General features: G+C 69.1%; 12 protein-coding genes. 5 read left to right on the forward strand and 7 right to left on the reverse strand.

The window, feature by feature from the left end:
- Positions 1-8: 8 nt before the first annotated feature.
- Genes ACLJRM_RS22355 through ACLJRM_RS22370 form a run of 4 tightly spaced genes read right to left on the reverse strand, consistent with a single transcriptional unit; the run spans position 9 to position 7,556 of the window.
- A complete protein-coding gene (locus ACLJRM_RS22355) occupies positions 9-2,066 on the reverse strand; it encodes an AbfB domain-containing protein (protein ID WP_410664182.1) in 2,058 nt (685 codons plus the stop codon).
- Complete coding sequence (locus ACLJRM_RS22360; protein ID WP_410664183.1) at positions 2,051-2,611, reverse strand: hypothetical protein; 561 nt, start codon at positions 2,609-2,611, stop codon at positions 2,051-2,053. The genes ACLJRM_RS22355 and ACLJRM_RS22360 overlap by 16 nt, the downstream gene beginning before the upstream one ends.
- Entirely contained in the window at positions 2,608-6,441 is a 3,834-nt protein-coding gene (locus ACLJRM_RS22365; protein WP_410664184.1) for a hypothetical protein, read from the reverse strand. The genes ACLJRM_RS22360 and ACLJRM_RS22365 overlap by 4 nt, the downstream gene beginning before the upstream one ends.
- 53 nt (positions 6,442-6,494) lie before the next feature.
- On the reverse strand, positions 6,495-7,556 hold the full coding sequence (locus ACLJRM_RS22370) for a hypothetical protein (RefSeq protein WP_410664185.1): 1,062 nt from the start codon (positions 7,554-7,556) through the stop codon (positions 6,495-6,497).
- Between the two features lie 260 nt (positions 7,557-7,816).
- On the opposite strand from ACLJRM_RS22370, the gene ACLJRM_RS22375 reads away from it, so the two are divergent.
- From ACLJRM_RS22375 to ACLJRM_RS22390, 4 genes are read left to right on the forward strand one after another with little or no spacing between them, the layout of a single operon-like run.
- On the forward strand, positions 7,817-8,389 hold the full coding sequence (locus ACLJRM_RS22375; RefSeq protein WP_410664186.1) for a hypothetical protein: 573 nt from the start codon (positions 7,817-7,819) through the stop codon (positions 8,387-8,389).
- Between the two features lie 8 nt (positions 8,390-8,397).
- Entirely contained in the window at positions 8,398-9,897 is a 1,500-nt protein-coding gene (locus ACLJRM_RS22380; RefSeq protein ID WP_410664187.1) for a hypothetical protein, read from the forward strand.
- Positions 9,894-10,811: a polyprenyl synthetase family protein gene (locus ACLJRM_RS22385; RefSeq protein ID WP_410664188.1), complete on the forward strand. Its 918-nt coding sequence runs from the start codon at positions 9,894-9,896 to the stop codon at positions 10,809-10,811. The genes ACLJRM_RS22380 and ACLJRM_RS22385 overlap by 4 nt, the downstream gene beginning before the upstream one ends.
- Positions 10,808-12,787: an FAD-dependent monooxygenase gene (locus tag ACLJRM_RS22390; protein ID WP_410664189.1), complete on the forward strand. Its 1,980-nt coding sequence runs from the start codon at positions 10,808-10,810 to the stop codon at positions 12,785-12,787. The genes ACLJRM_RS22385 and ACLJRM_RS22390 overlap by 4 nt, the downstream gene beginning before the upstream one ends.
- A 3-nt stretch (positions 12,788-12,790) precedes the next feature.
- Here ACLJRM_RS22390 and ACLJRM_RS22395 read toward each other — a convergent pair whose 3' ends face one another.
- Both ACLJRM_RS22395 and ACLJRM_RS22400 read right to left on the reverse strand, forming a co-directional pair.
- Positions 12,791-14,167, reverse strand: coding sequence for a DUF6801 domain-containing protein (locus ACLJRM_RS22395; RefSeq protein WP_410664190.1), 1,377 nt, complete (start codon positions 14,165-14,167; stop codon positions 12,791-12,793).
- 72 nt (positions 14,168-14,239) lie between these two features.
- Complete coding sequence (locus tag ACLJRM_RS22400; protein ID WP_101609812.1) at positions 14,240-14,866, reverse strand: DUF6801 domain-containing protein; 627 nt, start codon at positions 14,864-14,866, stop codon at positions 14,240-14,242.
- Between the two features lie 345 nt (positions 14,867-15,211).
- Between ACLJRM_RS22400 and ACLJRM_RS22405 the strand changes: the two genes are divergently transcribed.
- A complete protein-coding gene (locus ACLJRM_RS22405) occupies positions 15,212-16,126 on the forward strand; it encodes an RCC1 domain-containing protein (RefSeq protein WP_410664326.1) in 915 nt (304 codons plus the stop codon).
- Between the two features lie 53 nt (positions 16,127-16,179).
- Here the strand turns inward: ACLJRM_RS22405 and ACLJRM_RS22410 are convergent, their stop codons facing one another.
- Positions 16,180-16,839, reverse strand: coding sequence for a hypothetical protein (locus tag ACLJRM_RS22410; protein WP_410664191.1), 660 nt, complete (start codon positions 16,837-16,839; stop codon positions 16,180-16,182).
- Positions 16,840-16,892 lie beyond the last annotated feature (53 nt).

Below are 16,892 nucleotides of genomic sequence, written 5' to 3' on the forward strand. Positions count from 1 at the left end.
GTTTCCTGTCAGCTCGTCGCGAGGTGGACGGTGGCGATCTGCGTGGCGGTGTCGTAGTCGATTCGGCCATGCTCGAACGTGCTCCGGCGCCCGCCGGGGATGGCGGTTTCGTCACCGGTCGGGTAGCCCAGCGCGGATTTCTCCGAGCCGATCGACTGCCACTTCGCCCGGATCGCGCCGCGGACGACGTGGGTGCCCGCCCGGTCGATCGAATAGATCGAAGCCCCGCCCGCGAAATGTGCGAACCGCCCCAGTTTGTCCGCGGTGCAGGCGTCGTCGGTGGACGGGGCGCCCAGTTCGGCGTGCCCACCGAGCAAGAGGTAGGTCGCGAGGATTTCCGTTGCGGGACAAGCGGTCCCACGTCCGACGGTCAGGGTGTGCACACCGGTCGCCCTGGTCCAGTAGGACCGGAACGCCCAGTACGAAGGTGCTCCGCGGCGCTGGAAGTCGCGGTACCGCACCCCCGCGTCGATCTGCTCCTCCCGGACGGGCGAGACCATGAGTTCGGTGTACGGGTCGTAGTCCGGTAGATACTTGTTGAGCCAGTTCACCGTGATCTCGGTGGAGTCCGGCTCCGGATCGGTGACCCACCAGTAGAACTCGGATCCCACCCCGGCCCTGCCGTCGGCCTGCCTGGTCAGGAAGTCCGCGCCACCGCGCAGGGTCACCCCGGCGCCGGGAAGGATGTTGTCGACGCACCAGGTGGCGTTCCAGTCGTATTCGACGGTCCCGCTCGCCGGTCGCACACCGATCTGGATCTTCGTCCCGTCGTAGTAGCGCGCCAGGTAGTGGTTGGGCTTGGTCACCGATTCGAGCGACCGGCATTCCGGGTCGGCCAGGCCGGGGATGATCCGCCAGGTGGCGTCGATCCCGTCACCCGCGGCGGGTTCCGCCGCACCGGGGCTGACCACCACACCGGACGTGGTGTCCCGCAGGTACTGCCCCGCGATGTTCCCGTTGAGCGCGGACCGGCTGAACGACTGCGTCGATGCGTCGAACCGGCCCTGGTCGAGGAAGGCGAGGACGTCGTCGACTCCGCCGGCCAAGGCCGTCGCCGCGGCATGGGCGAGTCTCGGCTGGATGCCCGACCGGACGGCCTCTGTCCTGATCTGTTCCACGAGCGCGCGGTCGGCCTGGGCCTTCTGCGCGAGGACCGCGTCGATGTCGCGCCGGTTCGCGTCGTAGACGCCGGCATCGATGAACCGTTTCCAGTCCGCCCGGTCCCGGCTGCGCAACGCCTTGACGGCCGCGGTCTCGATCTGGCTGTCCGGACGCGCGTTGTCGGCGATCACGCGGAGGACGTCGTCGTCCGGCAGGGTCACGATGGCAGGCGTCGGCGGCACCTTCACCACGGAGACCGCCCGGCCTCGCGCGGCTTCGGCGGCCAGCCGGATCCGTTTCGCCTCATCCGCCTGAGCGTCGGCGTCGATGGCGTCTTGCTGGTCCTGTGCGTGCGCCAGCCGGATCCCGTTGGCGATGAACTCCTTCTGCGCGGGCGCGGGCGCGCCGAAAGCCACCAGGGCGGCGGCCTTCACCTTCGGGCCGGTCGCCCGCTGGGTGATCACGTGGATGAAATCGCGATCGTTGCGCACGAAGAGCTCTTCGTCGGGCGGGATGCCGAGGATGAGGGCGGCGGCCTCCTTGGCCTCCCTGGCGACCCGTGCCGCGTCGGTGTCCCGCAACCGCTGCTCCTGGTCCCTGGTGTTCGCCGCGAGCACACCGTTCTTGATCCACTCGGTACAGGCCAGAACGGTTCCGGCGAAGGCGAGTTCCGCTGACGCGCGCACTTCGGTGCCGGTGGAGGCACGCCAGAGCGCGATCACGAACTCGCGTTCACCGAGGGCCATCATCGCGTCGGTCGGCACGATCCCGAGCGTGCGGGCCGCGCGCAGCTTCTCCGATTCGGAGGAGACCGGCGGAGTGACCGCCTGTCCCGCCGTCGTCGTCACCGGTGCGGCCTCGGCGATCCCAGCCGGGGCCGTCAGGACGGCGGCCACGCCGATGGCCGCGACGACGAGAGCCGTCCGCGCGCTGACGGGCCTCCGGACTCTCACAGCGTTTTCCATTGTTCGTAGCGCTCCTTCTCCGCGGACGGGGGCAAGAGGTGGTCGATCCGCCGGACCTGCTCGAGCAGGCTCAGCCGTCCGACGATCGCGCGGGCTTCAGGTCCTGGAGACGGACCCCCCAGGAGTTCGCGTGCCGTTTCGACGGACGGCGAGTCGTGCAGGAGCTCATGGAGGAGTCGAATCGGGTCGAGGAGAGCGATGTCCGTCCTGGGGCCGACGGCGAGGATCAGCGTGGCGGACAGATGGAACCTGTTCGCCGTCGCGGATTGCCTGCTGTAGCCGCCGTAGGGCACTAGCCAGGAAAAGAACGTCTCGGCGATCCCGGCGCAGTGCCGCAACCGATCGTCGGTGAGTTCCCGGCAATGCTTGATGAACCCGCCCCGGAAGTCCTCGTCGATCAACGCCCAGGGCGCCTCCAGCAGATCGATCGGATTCGCCCTCGCCAGCCGCGCGGGATCGACGGCCGACAGCCTGTCGGTCAGCTCCTCGAAGGTCATCCACCTGGCCTCCGAGAACGTCGGTAGTACCGTCTGGTTTTCGCTCATGGGATGAAGTACCCCAACGCTTCGAAGGCTTCCTTGCCGATTTGGTAGTAGCCCCGGTACCGGGAACCGCTCCGCGGCGGATCGTAGTGACCGCTGTGGAGGTTGAAGTCGGAGATGATCAGGGTCGTACCGTTGTAGTGGACCGTCATCTCACCGACGGATCGGACATCGGCGCCGCCGCTGAGCACAGGGTGCTTGATTTCGGTGTCCTGGACGTACTTCGGGATCACGACGAGTCTGCCGTCGGTCAGGACCGCCCACTTCAGCTGACTGTGGTCCCTGACCAGCGCCAGGAAGTCGGCAGTGCCGACCGCGACCGGGGCGACGTTGAGCAGCCTGGCGATCAGGAGTTCGTCCGCCAGGTCTTCGGGACGCAGGTTCTTGAGTGGGAAGCAGAACACGCTCGACGCGGCGGCGGATACGTCCGAGGTGGAGACGAACCCGGCGGCGCCCGCGCCGTTCCGTTGTGCGACCCGGCTGGTCGCCCGGCAGACCCGGCGGATCTTGTCGAGCACGCTCAGCACCTTGGCGCCGATCTTGCGGATCAGTTCGGACTTGGCGAGGTACTTGCCGATGTTCACGACCACCGCGCCGACGGCCTTGATGATCGCCTTGCCCTTGATGAAGGGCAGCACCAGGCCGACGACGTTCACGACGGTCCAGAGGCAGGCTTCGATGTTGCCCGAACCGAAACAGCGCTTGAGGTCGGGGATCCCGATGAACTCGAGCAGGACTTCGCCACCGACCTCGAACAGGAAGCTGGTGACGTCGTCACCGTTCATGCAGCCCTGCTGGGCGGCGCGGTACTCGCCGAGAGCGGCGGCGCTCTGGTCGTCACCCATCAGGTCGTCGATGTCCTCGACCGTGAGCCCCGGCAGACAGCCCGCGAGTACCATGGCTTCGGTCTGGCGGCGTTCCGCCTCGCGCTGGCGATCGGCCGCTTCGGACTGTTCCACCGCGTGTTGCGCGTCCGCTGCCGCCTCCCGGGCCCTGGTCGCGGCGGCCGAGGTGTTCTGCGCGTGGATCCTGGCGCGTTCCGCCGCGTCCGCGGCGGCTCGAGCGTCGATGCGGGCTTTTTCCGCTGCCGCCCTGGCCTTGGTCGCGTCCGCCTCGGCTTGGGAGGCGGCACCCCGGGCCGCCTCGGCGTGCCCTTCCGCGGTGTCGGCGGCCAGCCCGGCGATAGCCGCGTCCTGCGAGGCTTCGTTCGCGGCGTTCCTCGCTTCGACGGCGTTGGCGTGCGCGCGGGCATCGGCGGAATTCGCCTGGCTCGCGTTCGACCGGGCACTGCTCGCCCAACCGTGCGCGGCTTGGGCCGCGCGTTGTGCCTTCGCCGCCGAGACCGCGGTCTCGTGGGCCGACTTCGCGGCGTCCGCCGATGCCTGGAACGCCGCCTTCGCGTCGGCGGCCGCCTGATCCGCCGCTTGCTGTGCCTGGGTGGCGGCGGTCTGCGCCTCGGCCGCCCTGGCTTCCGCGGCCCGCGATTGCTCCTCCCCGACGGCTTGGGACTGCCGGGCCACCTCGGTCACGAAGTCGGCGTCCAGATCGGTGCCGGTGAACGGGGCGACCACGATGATCGCGGTGTTCGCCGGATCGGTGATCGCCGCCGCCGAAGCCCGTGCGGCCACCGAGGCCCGGCTCGCCAATCCCGCCTGCGTCGCCGCTGAATCGGCTTCGCCTTGGGCTTCGTCGGCGTTCCTTTGGGCGTTCACCGCGCTGATGGCCGCGACCCGGGCCCGTTCCACCGCCTCTGCGGCCTGCGCGCCCGCGGTCCGCGCGTTCGCCGCCGCCTGGACCTCGGCCGAGGTCGCGGTGGCGGCCGCGGCGTTCGCCTGCATCGCCGAGTTGTGCACGCCCGCGGCGGTCGCCTCGGTCTGCGACGCCGCGAGATCGGCGTTGGCGGCGTGTTCGGCCGCTTCTTCCGCCGCCGCACGGGACGCGGCCGCGGCGGCGGTCGCCTTGGTCGCCGCTTCCCTGGCGCGTGCCGCGGCCGCCGTGGCCAAGTTCGCCGCGCCTTGGGCCGCGTCGGCCGCACTCGCCGCGTCGTCGGCGTCTCGTCTGGCTTCCTGAGCCGCGGCCCAGGCCGGTGCCTCCTGCGCAGTGCCGCGTGCGGCCGCGGCGGACGCTTCCAGCGCCTGTGCCCGCGCCTCGGCCGTATTGGCATCGCGTTTGGCGGCCCAGGCTCGATCCCGGGCGATCACGGCCTTCCGCTCTTCTCCTTCGGCGGTCCTCTCGCAGCCGCGGGCGATGCCTTCTTGGGTCTCGGCTCGGTGCCGCGCGTCGGTGGCGGCTCGCTGGAAGGCTTCCGCACGTCCTCGCTGTTCCCGCGCGTCGGCCGCCGCTTCGTCCGCGTCCCGGCGATAGCTCGCGGCCTTGTCACGCTCCAGTTCGGCGGTCTGCCTGGACGCCTTGGCCTTGTCCCGTTCGCGTTTGGCGGTTTCGAGGGTGGCCTGGGTCTCCCATTCGCCCGCCCACGCGGCCTCGACCGCGCGAATGGAATCGTCGAGGGCCGCTCTCGCCCGGACGGCCGCGTCTTCGGCCGCCTTCACCTGATCCTTCGCCGCGGCCGACAGTGACGCGGCGGCGCGAGCGTTCTCTTCGGCTAGCAGACGCCAGCGGCGGGCCTCTTCCGCGCGGGCCGTGGCCTTCGCCTGATCGCCGATCGCGGCGTCGGTGGCCATGGTCGCGTCGATGGTGTGCCGCACGGTCTCGATCGCCGACACCGCGGCTTGGGCCGCGGAAGCCATGCCCTGAGCCATTTTCGCCCAGTCGGCGCCATAGGGGAGGCCAGTCTCGACAAGGATGTCCGCTTCCGCGGTCGCCGCGACGGCCGCGGCCCGTGCTTCGCCGGTGGCCTGTTGCGCGAAGTCGAACTGCCGGGCCGCTTCCTGCTTCACCAGGCTGAACGATCCGGGGGAGTGGTTCCCGCTCGCGTTGTTGGCCGCGAGGATCTGCGCGGCCTGACGGCCCGCCGTCGCCGCCGAAGTCATCGCGTTGGCCGCCCGCTGGAGTGACCGGACGCCCCGGCCGTGCGCGACGACGAGATTCCGTCTCGCCTGTGATGCCCTGGCCGCGCGCTTCGCCAGATCACTGGCCTGTTCGGCGGCTTTGGTCCGCTCTTCGAGCTCCTTCAGGTGCTGCTCGTTCGCGGCGGCGTCCCGTTTCGCCGCTTCGAGGTAGCCGCCGTTGAGGAAGGCCGCGATCGCCGCGTCCCCGGCGTCGAGCGCGGATTGGGCGGCGCGCTGTACCTCCGGTCCGGCGACCCGGACCAGAACCGTCACCCGGGTGCGGAGCTCGTCGGCCCTGGCCTGGGTGGCTTGCCGGGCACGCTCGTCCTGGTCGGCGGCGATCGTCTTGCCGTAGTCGAGGAAGGCCGCGCGGTCGGAGTCCGAACCGGCGAGGACCCGTTCCACTTCGGCGTTGAAGATCGGCCCGCCGGTACCTCGCAGGTCGAGGACCTTCTCACGGTTCACCCTCGCGGTCTCGTCCCGGCGTGCCTGCGCGCGTGCCTGCGCGTCCGGTTCACCGACGTGGAAGAACTCGAAGAGCGCGTCGTCCGTCCCGAGCGCCAGCGCGGCCTCTGCTGCTTCGCGGACTTCGGGCTCTTCGGAGTACTGGGCGATATCGGAGACGAGCTTCCAATATCGGGGATCGACGGGCTCACCGAGCCCGCTTTCGCCGTCCCAGCCCGGATAGTCCTTCGCCGGGATCGGACGGTCGGCGGGTGGCGGATCTGCGGCCACCGCGGCGAGAGCGGGTGTCGACGTCCCCGCCACGGTGACGGTGAGGACGAGCAGGAGCAGGAGTGCCCGGTACGCGAACGTCCGCAGCATGCGGAACCTCCGGAAAGTCGGAGTGCGGGAGAGGATCGGATCGGTGCGGTGGTTCAGGTGCGGGGGGACGTCATCCGCGTCTCGCCGTCGAGGGCCTGCTGGAGCAGGTCCGCCCAGAAGCGGGTCTGACCGTCGGCCCAGCCCTGCTCCGCGGACCATTCGGTGGCGGTGTCACCCGCTGTCGCGGCGATGGCCTTCCAGTTGGGGCCGGTCGCGTTCGCCGCCGCTTCGGCCACCGCGCGCCAGTTCGCGGCCTGCGCCCGCGCGACCTGCTCGGCGTCCGTCCACGCGGTCCTGGCGGGCCCCGCCTGCCCCGCCGCCTTGCGCCACGCGCTCGCGGCCGTCGCCCTCGCCTGTTCCACGATGTCCTCCGCTGCCTCCAACGCCGCCTGTTCGGCTTCACGCGCGTCGGTGATCAAACGGCGGATGGCCACCTGGCGGCGGGCTTCCTGTTCGGCGTCGCGGAGGCGATGGGTTTCCAGGTCCAGCCGGGCGGCGGTGGCCCAGCCATAGGCGAAGAATTCGACCAGGTCGGCATCGGTCGAGCCGGGCCGCAGTGCCCATGCCGCAGCGGCGCGGACCTGCGGGCCCGGGTCCGTGGCGCCGAGTTCCCTGATGTAGCGGCGATCTTCTTCGACGATGGCTCGTTCCTGGCTGCCGTCTTCTTCGCGTACCCGCCTGTCACGCGCTTCGGCCGCGGCGAATCCTTGCGCGACGAACGCGGCGCGATCGGAGTCCGCGCCCAGGAGTGCCCACTGTGCGGCGGCGTGGACTTCGGGGGCGAACTCGGCGGTGTAGGTCGACAGAATGCGGCGACAGAAGTCTGAATTAACCGAATTCGTCTCCGCCGCGCGTCGTTCCGCGGCGGCGAGGCCGTTCTCCAGGAATTCTTCGATCGCCCAGTCTTCGCCCACCGCCCAGGCCACCCAGGCGTCCGCGCGCACCGCGTCCCTCGGATCCCTGCCCGCCAGCCGGCGGACGAGTTTCCTCGCCGCTTCGGAAGAGCTCGAAACGTCCACAATGGACCGCGCGAGTGCCGGTGCGGCACGCGAAAGCCCGGCCAGTGAGGTACCGGCGAGGAGAACACCGAACAGAATTGTCCTGCGCTGAATCATTCGACCGCCCCCCAGTCGACGGACGATCGTGGCGTGAAGGTCCGCTGAACAGCAACGTAACACCGCGTCTTGTGGTGATCAATCGTCCGTTCGGCCGTGGTCGGGTGCGGACATCGAAAGTTGTCATGATCGGATGAAGTCCGCCGGTAATACGCGATCACCTTGTGGGGCAATGGTTCCGTCGTTAATGTCTGCCGAAGGCCAGTGAGGCGATTCTTGGGGGAATCACGATGAATCCGGCATTTTCCCGGCGTGCCGCCATGAAAGGCACCGTCGCGGCCGCCGCTGCCACGGTGGCCATTCCGGGTACCGCGGTGGCGAGCGACTTCAAAGAGCTCAACTGGATGGTGTCCGTTCCGGCGACCACACCGGTGCCCTTCCTGACCCGCGTCATCTCGGGTGTGCCGGTGTTCGTGGAGTACGGAAAGCCCGTCGTGTTCGGCCCGGTGATCGTGCAGGCGATCGGAGGGCCGAAGGTGACGGCCATGGCCCGCGCCGCCAACTACGTCTCGTTCGCCGGCGTCATCACCACGACGGTGGCCGTGACGGACGCGCGCGGGCTGTCCGGGCGGTTCCCGATCACCGTGACCTTCCCTCGGACCTCGATCCCGCCGACCAACATCGACTACGTCCTGACCGGCACGGCGACACTCGCGGAAGGAACGCCACTTCCGGCACCGCGGAACCCCGGCCCGATGACCATCGCCGCGGAAACTCCGGCGAAGGGCGCGATCACCATCTACAAGGCCACGGGCGCCACCACGGACTACGTCAGTTCGATGACGCTCGTCCACGGGCAGGACCCGGTGCTCGCGACGGTGGAGGTGCGCTGACCGTGTTCATGGACGAACGGACGGCGGCTTCACTGGACCTGGCCAAGGCCCGTCTCGCGGAGTCCCGCGAGGACGATCCCAACGTGGTCGGGGTCGCCAAGGGGTTCCGCACGCGTGACGGCGAGCTGACCGGGGAACCGGTCGTCGTCGTGCTGGTGCGCAAGAAACGGCGCCCCGCGTTGGTATCGAGCAGGCGGCTTCTGCCGCGGACGGTCGAAGTGGACGGGCGGGCGCACGGCGTCGACGTGCTGGAGACCGGTGAGTTCCACTTCTCCGGTGTGACCGCCGCCGCCCCACCGGTCACCGAGCGGTTCCGGCCGCCGCTGCAGGGAGCCGGTCTCGGCACCCTCGCCGACGGCACACTCGGCACCCTGGGCTGTCTCGTCCGGGATAAGACCGACGGCACGATCTGTGTGCTGTCGGCGAACCACGTCCTGGCGAATTTCGGTGCCGCGCCGGAAGGAGCGGAGATCGTGCAGCCCGCCACCCTCGACGGCGGCGCCGTCAGCGGCAACGTGATCGCGAAGCTCAAACGGTCCATCCCGTTGGTCAAAGGGGTGGCGAACGTCGTGGACGCCGCGATCGCCCAGCTGGAGCCGGGAATCGGGGTGAGCGGCACGGTGGCGCGCAACCTGATGGCGCCGATCTCACCCACCCACCGGGCGGTCGGCCTCGCGTTCGTCTCCAGCGTGCACGGAAGCACCTTCATGGCCAAGATCGACACCGTCCTGACCGAGCTGAACGTCGAACTGCTGACCCCGGACTCCACCGCGGTGGCGGTCGAAGGCCGTCGCATCGAGAAGGTCGGGCGCACGTCGGGGTACACCTCCAGTGTCATCCTCGACACCACCGCGAGGCTGTGGGTGAACGGCTACTTCTTCACCGACCTGATCTACGCGCAGCGGTTTTCGGTCAAGGGCGATTCGGGCGCGGTGGCGTGTGAGGGCGGCAACGGCAGGACACTCACCCCGCTGCCTTCGGTCGCTTGCCGGATGCTCGGCGCCGTCGGCACCTTCTACGATCTGCCACTCGGCGAGGACAACGGGCACTTCGATCGCGTGCGGGACGAGTTCTTCGCCGAGAGCGCGGTCGGGAACCTGTTGATCCAGGTCGCCTACCAGAACCTGGACAGCGTGGCGGCCAGGGTCGAAGCAGCGGTGGGTACGACGGAAGAGCGCGCTCGGGCCCGGCAGTACTACGACGCCTACCGCGCGCTCGCGATCTCCGTGCTTGGCGACCCGGAATCGGCCGTGACCGTGACGCAGGAGCACGTCGACGACGTCCGCGCGATGATGGCCGGGTTGTCCCCCGAGCTCGTGAGCCTGCCGGAGAAGAAAGCCGCCTGGGTGATCTTCGACGAGGTCGTGACCAGGAGCGTGGGGATGAACCGGGCCCAGGTGCTGGACTTGATGAACGACCTCGCGGTGTATCGGCGGGTGCGGGAACTGCTGGCGGCGATCCCGGGCCTGGACCTGGATTCGCCGTACGAGTTCTCGGATCGTCGATGACGGCGGTGCGTGACCGGCTCACCCTGCTCGTCGGCGGGATGACCTCGCCGATCCGCGACGCGATCGGAACGCTGGCGAGCCGGCCGGGGAAGCAGTTGCGGTCGACGCTGCTGAGCGCTTGCGCGGGGTACGGTCCGGCCGACGCGGACCGGGTCACCGCGGCGGGAGCGGTGGTCGAGCTGCTGCACCTGGCTTCGTTGGTGCACGACGACCTCATCGACCGAGCCGCGGTACGCCGCGGTACGACAGCGGTGCACGTCGCCGCCGGCTCGGATCTGGCCGTACTGGCAGGTCTTTCCTGCTTCAGTGCCGCGGGGACCGAAGCGGCGGAGCTGGGAGAGGACGTGGCGCTGGTGGTGAGCCGGACCGTCGCCGAGCTCTCCCACGGCGAACTGCTCGACGTCGAACGCGGCTTCGACACCTTGCTTCCGTTGGCGGACTACACCGAACTGGTCGGTCGCAAGACCGGTGCGCTTTTCCGGCTTTGCTGCCTGCTGGGCGCGATGGAATCCGGCGTGGACGCGGACTGCCGAAACGCGCTGGGCGAGTTCGGACAGGAACTCGGTGTCGCGTTCCAGATCCTCGACGACTGCCTGGACTTGGAGTCGGATGGGGCGGACAAACCGGTCGGGACCGATCACCTGCTGGGTCTGTTCGGTGCCCCGACGCTCGCGGCGTTGCGGGCCGACACGACCGGGGAGTTGAGCGAGTTGCTGTTGTCGGTCTCGTTCGGCGCGCCGGACCTGGCCGAAGTGCGGCGTCTCGTCGCACACCACGGAGGACTGGAGACGGCGCGCGAACTCGCTTCGGTCCACTATGGGCGTGCGAAAGCGGCGCTCTCGCGGACGGTGGAAGGTCCGGCTCGGGACTCGGTCACGGACGTGGCCGAAGCAGTCTGGTCAGGACGGTCGTGACCACTCGGTACTCGGTCACCGTGGTCGTCCTCGGCGCCGGGCCCGCGGGATCGGTGACCGCGGCCGTCCTGGCCGCCCGGGGGATCGACACTCTCGTGGTCGATCCGGACGAAGACACCGCCGGGCACGGCGTCCTGCTCGGTGCTCCCGCGCGGCACCTGCTCGGTGAGCTGGGGCTGGCGACGTCTTCGAAGATCGAGGACCTGCCGGTCGAACTGTGCTTCGGCCCGGGAACCCGGCACGACCTCCCGGACGTCCGATATTCCGTCGTCGAGGATCTTCGGCTGCGTAAGGCGTTGCGCAGGCACGCCGCTTCAGCCGGTGTGGCTTTCCTGCGAGGAGCCGCCGCCGTCCCGGTCGCGGTGAACGGGCGATTCGAAGTCCGCGTCGGCGAAGACGTCGTCGACGCCGCGCACGTCGTGGCCGCCACCGGTGCGAAGTCCCTGCCGGGCGGGGTGGCACACGGACTCGGTACCACTTGCACTCGATGGTTCAGCGGAGGGACGGTGCGGGGGAAGGTCGTTCTGCGGCCGCTGGCCCCGCCGTCCGACGACCCCCGGGGGAAGCCGCGCTATGCCTGGCTTTCGCCCGGCGAGGGTGGGTTCACGATCGGTGGGATGACCCTCGACGCCACAGCCGACCCCGCGCGGCTCTCGGCTGAAGCGTTCGAAGCGATCGTCGAGGTCGAACCCGGGGCGGCTGCCGGTAAGGCGGTCGGACCGGTCGTCAGCGGTCCGGCGTACTGCGGGTTCAGTCCGGCGAGCGCCGTCGAGGACGGTGTGCTGCGCGTCGGGGACGCGGCGGGCCTCGTGAACCCTTTCACGGGTGAAGGTCTCGGGCACGCGATGAGGTCGGGAATGTTCGCTTCGCGGGCGATCGCCGCCTGCGTCCAAGACCCCGCGGCGGCCGCTCGCGAGTACGTCCGCTTGCTCGGCTCGTCCTTCGTCGGCTACTTCGAGACCGCCAGGCACGCGGCCCGGCGCTACCATCTCGCATGGCGTGTGCTGGAGGCAGGCGCTTCCAGCGGCAATGTCTTCTACAGCAAGGGACGTCGCGCGATCCTGCTCTCGGCGGAACAGTCACAGCCGGCCGCCACCGGATCGGTGATCTTGCCCTCGAAGGAGGCGGCCGTCCTGGCACCGTTCCTGCTGGCGGCCGACGAGGTCGCGGTGCACACCGTACGCCGGGAGTGGCCTTTCCTCGCCGCTATGTTCACTGTGGACGGTGGCGGGAGCGAGTTCCGGCTCCGCCCCGCGATGCTGGTGTACGCGGGAATCCTCGCGGGCGGTCGTGGCCCGAGGACCAGGGAGCCGGTCGTCGCCGCCGCGGTCGATCTGGCCATGCTGGGAGCGCTGGCCTTATTGGGACCGACTCCGGCTCCTCGAGACCGGCGCGGCGTCGATTGGGAATCGGCCACCACCGTGCTGGCCGGGGACTACCTTCTGGGCCAGGCTTCGCGACTGGTCGCCGAAGCCGCGCCTGCGTTGTCGTGGGCACTGGCCGACTGGCTCGGGGAACTGGCCGCGCTCCGCGCCGCTGACCTGACATCGGCGGAGCCGTCGGGCGTGGCGGAGTCGCTGTTCGAGTTCCCGTTGCGGATCGGAGCCGCCCTCGCGGGAGTGGCGGACGAAGAGGTCCGGGTCTTGCGGGCCTACGGGTCGGCGGTGGGAAGACTGGTCGCCGGAGTGGAAGACGTGCTCGCCCTGCGCGGTGAACGGACCCGGATGGACCTCACCCTCGAAGCGATGCTCGCCGCGAAGACCTCGACACTGCCCGCGTTGTTGCGGCGGCCGGGGCTGACCATTCACGACTTCGACAACCCCGGTTTCGCGGCGGTCTCCCTGGACGTCGCGGTCCGGGCGGGGAGGCGTCTCTTGGCCGAGACACGCGCCGCACTGTCCGAAGTGAACGGACAGACGGCACGGCTCGTCCTCGAAGCGTTCGCCGGATCGGTGGCCGCGCCACTCCTCGGCTGAGACTCAGCGGCGCGCCACCGGCGGATCCACGTTGGGGCACTTGCGTTCCGCGTCCCAAGGCAGGCCGACCTGGTTGATCCCGACACACGCCTGGTTGCCCGGGCCCGAAGCCATCCCGGTCAGCAGTGAGTCGAGGTCTTCCTTCACCCCGCAACCGGAGAACGCGGGCAAGGTGAAGTCCCGGTAGGCGGGGTCCTCCCACTTCGGGTCGGTGCGCACGACGCCGCCGGTGAACATCCCGTACTTCTCCCCGCGGAGATTGATCTTGATCGGTTCGGCGGTGAGGCAGTTGTCGCCGACGTCGAGGGTGACCCCGTTGACGGTGACCGCGCTCAGTTTTCCGTAGACCTTGAGCGGGGTCAGCACCGTCGAACTTCCCGACGGTTCCGGGATCGCCACCCCGTCGACGTCGATGATGTGGTTGCCGGTCGCGTGGTCCTCGGGCAGCAGTTCCATGGTCGCCGTGATCGGGACGAAGCCGAACCCGAGGAACGTCATCTGGCTCGGCGGCATGATGAGGGAGCCGGTGACCTTGCCGGGTCCCTCGGTGTTCTCCAGGTCGACTTCCCAGACCGCGTTGACCATGATCGCGGGCTTCAGCCGGGCGAAGGCGCCGAGTTTCGTGATCGACGACGTGCCTTGCAGTTCGAACGGCTGCAACGCGATGGGGTAGAGGCCGCTGGCGTGGACGTCGCCCGCGGCCCGGGTGTCGGCCCCGGGGTCCTTCTGCTCGCCGGGCTTGCCGGACGGTGGCTTCGGCTTCCCCAGTGGCAGCAGCGCGACACTGCCGAGCAGCGTGTTCTGGTCAGGGCCCTGGGTGCAGGTGATCGGCTTGAGCGGTGTTTCGGCGGCGGTCAGCGCGAGTGACGGCGCGCCTGTGCTCAGCCGCAGTTCCGACGGCACGTTCAGCAGGATGTCGGAGACCTTGCCCGTCGCGACCAGTTTCAGCTCGCCGGTGGCCGGCACTTTCGTCGCGGGGATCGTCAGGGACACCGGGATCGGGGTCTTCTTGTCCCCGTTCGCGGCGGTGAGCTCGACGGTCGCGCCGCCCACGACCTCGGCGACGGTGCCCAGCGATCCTTCACTGATCGTGAAAGTCAGCGAGAAGTCCTTGACCTGCACCGGCTTTCCGGTTTGGACGACCTTCGGCAGCGTGGCCTGGACGTCCACTGTGACCGGTCGTTCCCCGGCGGGATCCGGGAATGCACAGGTGTTCGCGAGGCTTTGGTGTGCGGAGGCGGAACCTTGCAGCGGCGGCGTGGACGGTGCCGCCGGGTCGGTCGCGGCCGAAGAGGCCAGCGCGCCGTTGACCCCCGCGAGCAGGATGACGCCCGCCAGAACGGGAAACCTCCCGAGTGCCCGGCGAACCTGCTGCGTCATAGGGGTTCCTCTCATACGGTGTCCGGTGGAGACCGTGCGGGGCGGGCGTCCCCGCCCCGCACGGATGGTTCATCAGGTGATGGTGATCGACGGGCTGAACGCGCGGTTCTGGGCCGGGTTGGTGTTCTTCACGGTGCAGTTGAAGTTCCACGCGGTCCAGGTGCCGTCCTTCTTGTGGAAGTCCAGCGGCGCGTTGATCGTGGTGCCGAGCGAAGCGGTCGCCGAGCCGGGGGCGCCGGCGGTGAACGTCGGGACGCCGGTGCCCGTGGCCTGGACGATGTTGAACGTCCGGGGACCGGGCACGTACGGGTTGATCTGCGTCGGGACGTCCAGGTTCGTCACCGTCGCCGACGCCGGGGTGGCGTTGGTGATGGTGATCGGCATGTTGGCCTTGCCGCGGACGCCGTCGTAGTTGGCGGCATTGAGCAGCGCGTTGATGGTGGCGTTGATCGTCGCGCTGCCCGAGATGTTCGTCGGGGTGGCGGTGGCGCCCGAGGCGATCGACGTCGGGCCGTCGAACTGGGCCTTCACGTCCAGCTGCTGCTGGCCGATGCCGGGGAAGTTGCACATGTACGCGACCGTGCCGGTGGCATAGGTGGTCGCGGCGAGGGCCGTGCCGGCGGTGAGCACGGCGACCGCGCCCATCACGATGCCGGTGGTGGCGACGCCTGCTGACAACTTGCCAAGTCTGCGGGACATACCTGTCATCTCCTTTGATCCAGTTTACGTCTCGGGCGGCTTTCCCCATGCGCCTTTCGGCGGATTCTTCTGATCAAATATGCTCGACTTGAGCGGCTTTCTCGGTGGTGGGGTAAACCGAGGTTACCCGCGAGTTATGTACGTAACAAGGATTCATGTCTACATGTTTCAGGGTGGGTGAGTAGCCCGTTCTTTCTTGTCAGTGCGCGCTGAATGCGATTATGAAGTTTGTCCGGCGGTGACAAAGACGCGGCCGATCGGCGGAGCCGGGTTAACATTCCGCCCATGGCTTCCGAGAATCGACGATCCACGACACGGCGCGTGACGAGTGGCGCGATAGCCGTAATGATCGCCACGGTTTCCCTTTCCGGTACCGCCCACGCCGCGCCCACCGGCGAAGCGCGGCCGTGGGGGAGCAACGACTACGGGCAGGGGACCATCCCGCCCGCGGCGCTCGGGGCGAGCGCCGTCTCCGCGGGTGCGATCACGCACCTGGCCCTCAAGGACGGAGGCGTGATCGCCTGGGGCAACGACAGTTACGGCCAGGCCACCGTTCCGGCCGCGGCCACGTCCGGGGTTTCGGCGATCGCCGCGGGCTGGGCGCACGAACTCGCGCTCAAGAACGGCGGCGTCATCGCCTGGGGCAACGGGTTCTACGGCCAGAACGTCGTCCCGGCCGCGGCGACCTCGGGGGTCAAGGCGATCTCCACCAGCGCGTACTTCAACCTGGCGCTCAAAACGAACGGCAGCGTGCTGAGCTGGGGTTCGCGGACCGCCGTTCCCGCGACGGTTTCGTCCGGCGTCTCGGCGATCTCCGCCGGCGGCGACCACGGGCTCGCGCTCAAGAACGGCGGCGTCGTCGCCTGGGGCAGCAACGGCAAAGGGCAGATCACCGTGCCCGCGGCGGCGACGTCCGGGGTGTCGGCGGTGTCGGCGGGCTTCCGGCACAGCATCGCGCTGAAGAACGGTGGCGTCATCGCCTGGGGTGACAACGGCTACGGCCAGGCCACGGTCCCGCCGGAGGCGCAGTCCGGTGTCGTCGCCATCGACGCCGGTTTCAACCACAACGTGGCGTTGAAGTCCGACGGCAGCGTCTTCGCCTGGGGCAGCAACGTGAAGTCGGAAAGCCGGGACGCCAGCACCGAACCGCCGACGGACTTCTGGAAGTTCTCCGGCGTCTGCACTCCGGTCTACGCCATTTCCGCAGGTGACAGCACCGGGGTGGCGCTCGTGGACCCGACCGCGCCGTACTTCTGCTGAACCTGTCGTGAGTGGTAAGGACGGTTCTAACCGTCCTTACCACTCACGAGGTTTCAGGACAGGTTCGACTTCATGTTCAGGTTGATCGTGTTGCCCGGACCGGAGATCAACGCGCCCAGCGCGAGGTCGTTGATGAAGCAGTCCTTGAACTCGGGGATCGTGAACACGCCCGACGACGGGATGGTCTCCGCGAACAGGTCGACGTTCTTCGACACCAGGGTCAGGTCGAGCGGCTTGACGGTCTTGCAGGCGTTCGGCACCGTCGGGAGCGGGATGACCGGCCAGAACAGGCCGACGACGATGTTGTCGATCAGCATGTTCGCCTGCGAACGGGTGGTCAGGTCGCCGTTGGCCAGCGTGCCGGTGACCGGGCCGGTCGGCTCGATCCGCACGCGGGCCTTGATCTTGAAGACACCCGAGACCAGCGAGATGTTCGCCGTCGACGGGGGTAACGCGAGGTCGCCTCGGATCCTGACGTTGTCACCGTCGATGACCAGGGCGCCGTTGAGCTGACCGGGGCCGAGGTCGAGGGAGCCGCCGGTCTTCTTGACCACGGTCTTCCCGGTGACGGTGTAGGACACCGGGATCTCCACCGGGTCGTCCGCGAGGGCGGGGGTGGCGGCGAGGCTGCCCGCCACGGCGATCGCGGAGGTGAGCGCGACGACCGTGCCGAGACGGCGACGGGCGGTTTTCGGGCGCGTTCGACCGAACATGGGTTTCTCCTCGTTTTCTCTCCTGTTTTATAACGCGGACGAAAGGGGGAATG

It is taken from the genome of Amycolatopsis sp. lyj-84 (genome assembly GCF_046549075.1).
GTDB lineage: Bacteria > Actinomycetota > Actinomycetes > Mycobacteriales > Pseudonocardiaceae > Amycolatopsis.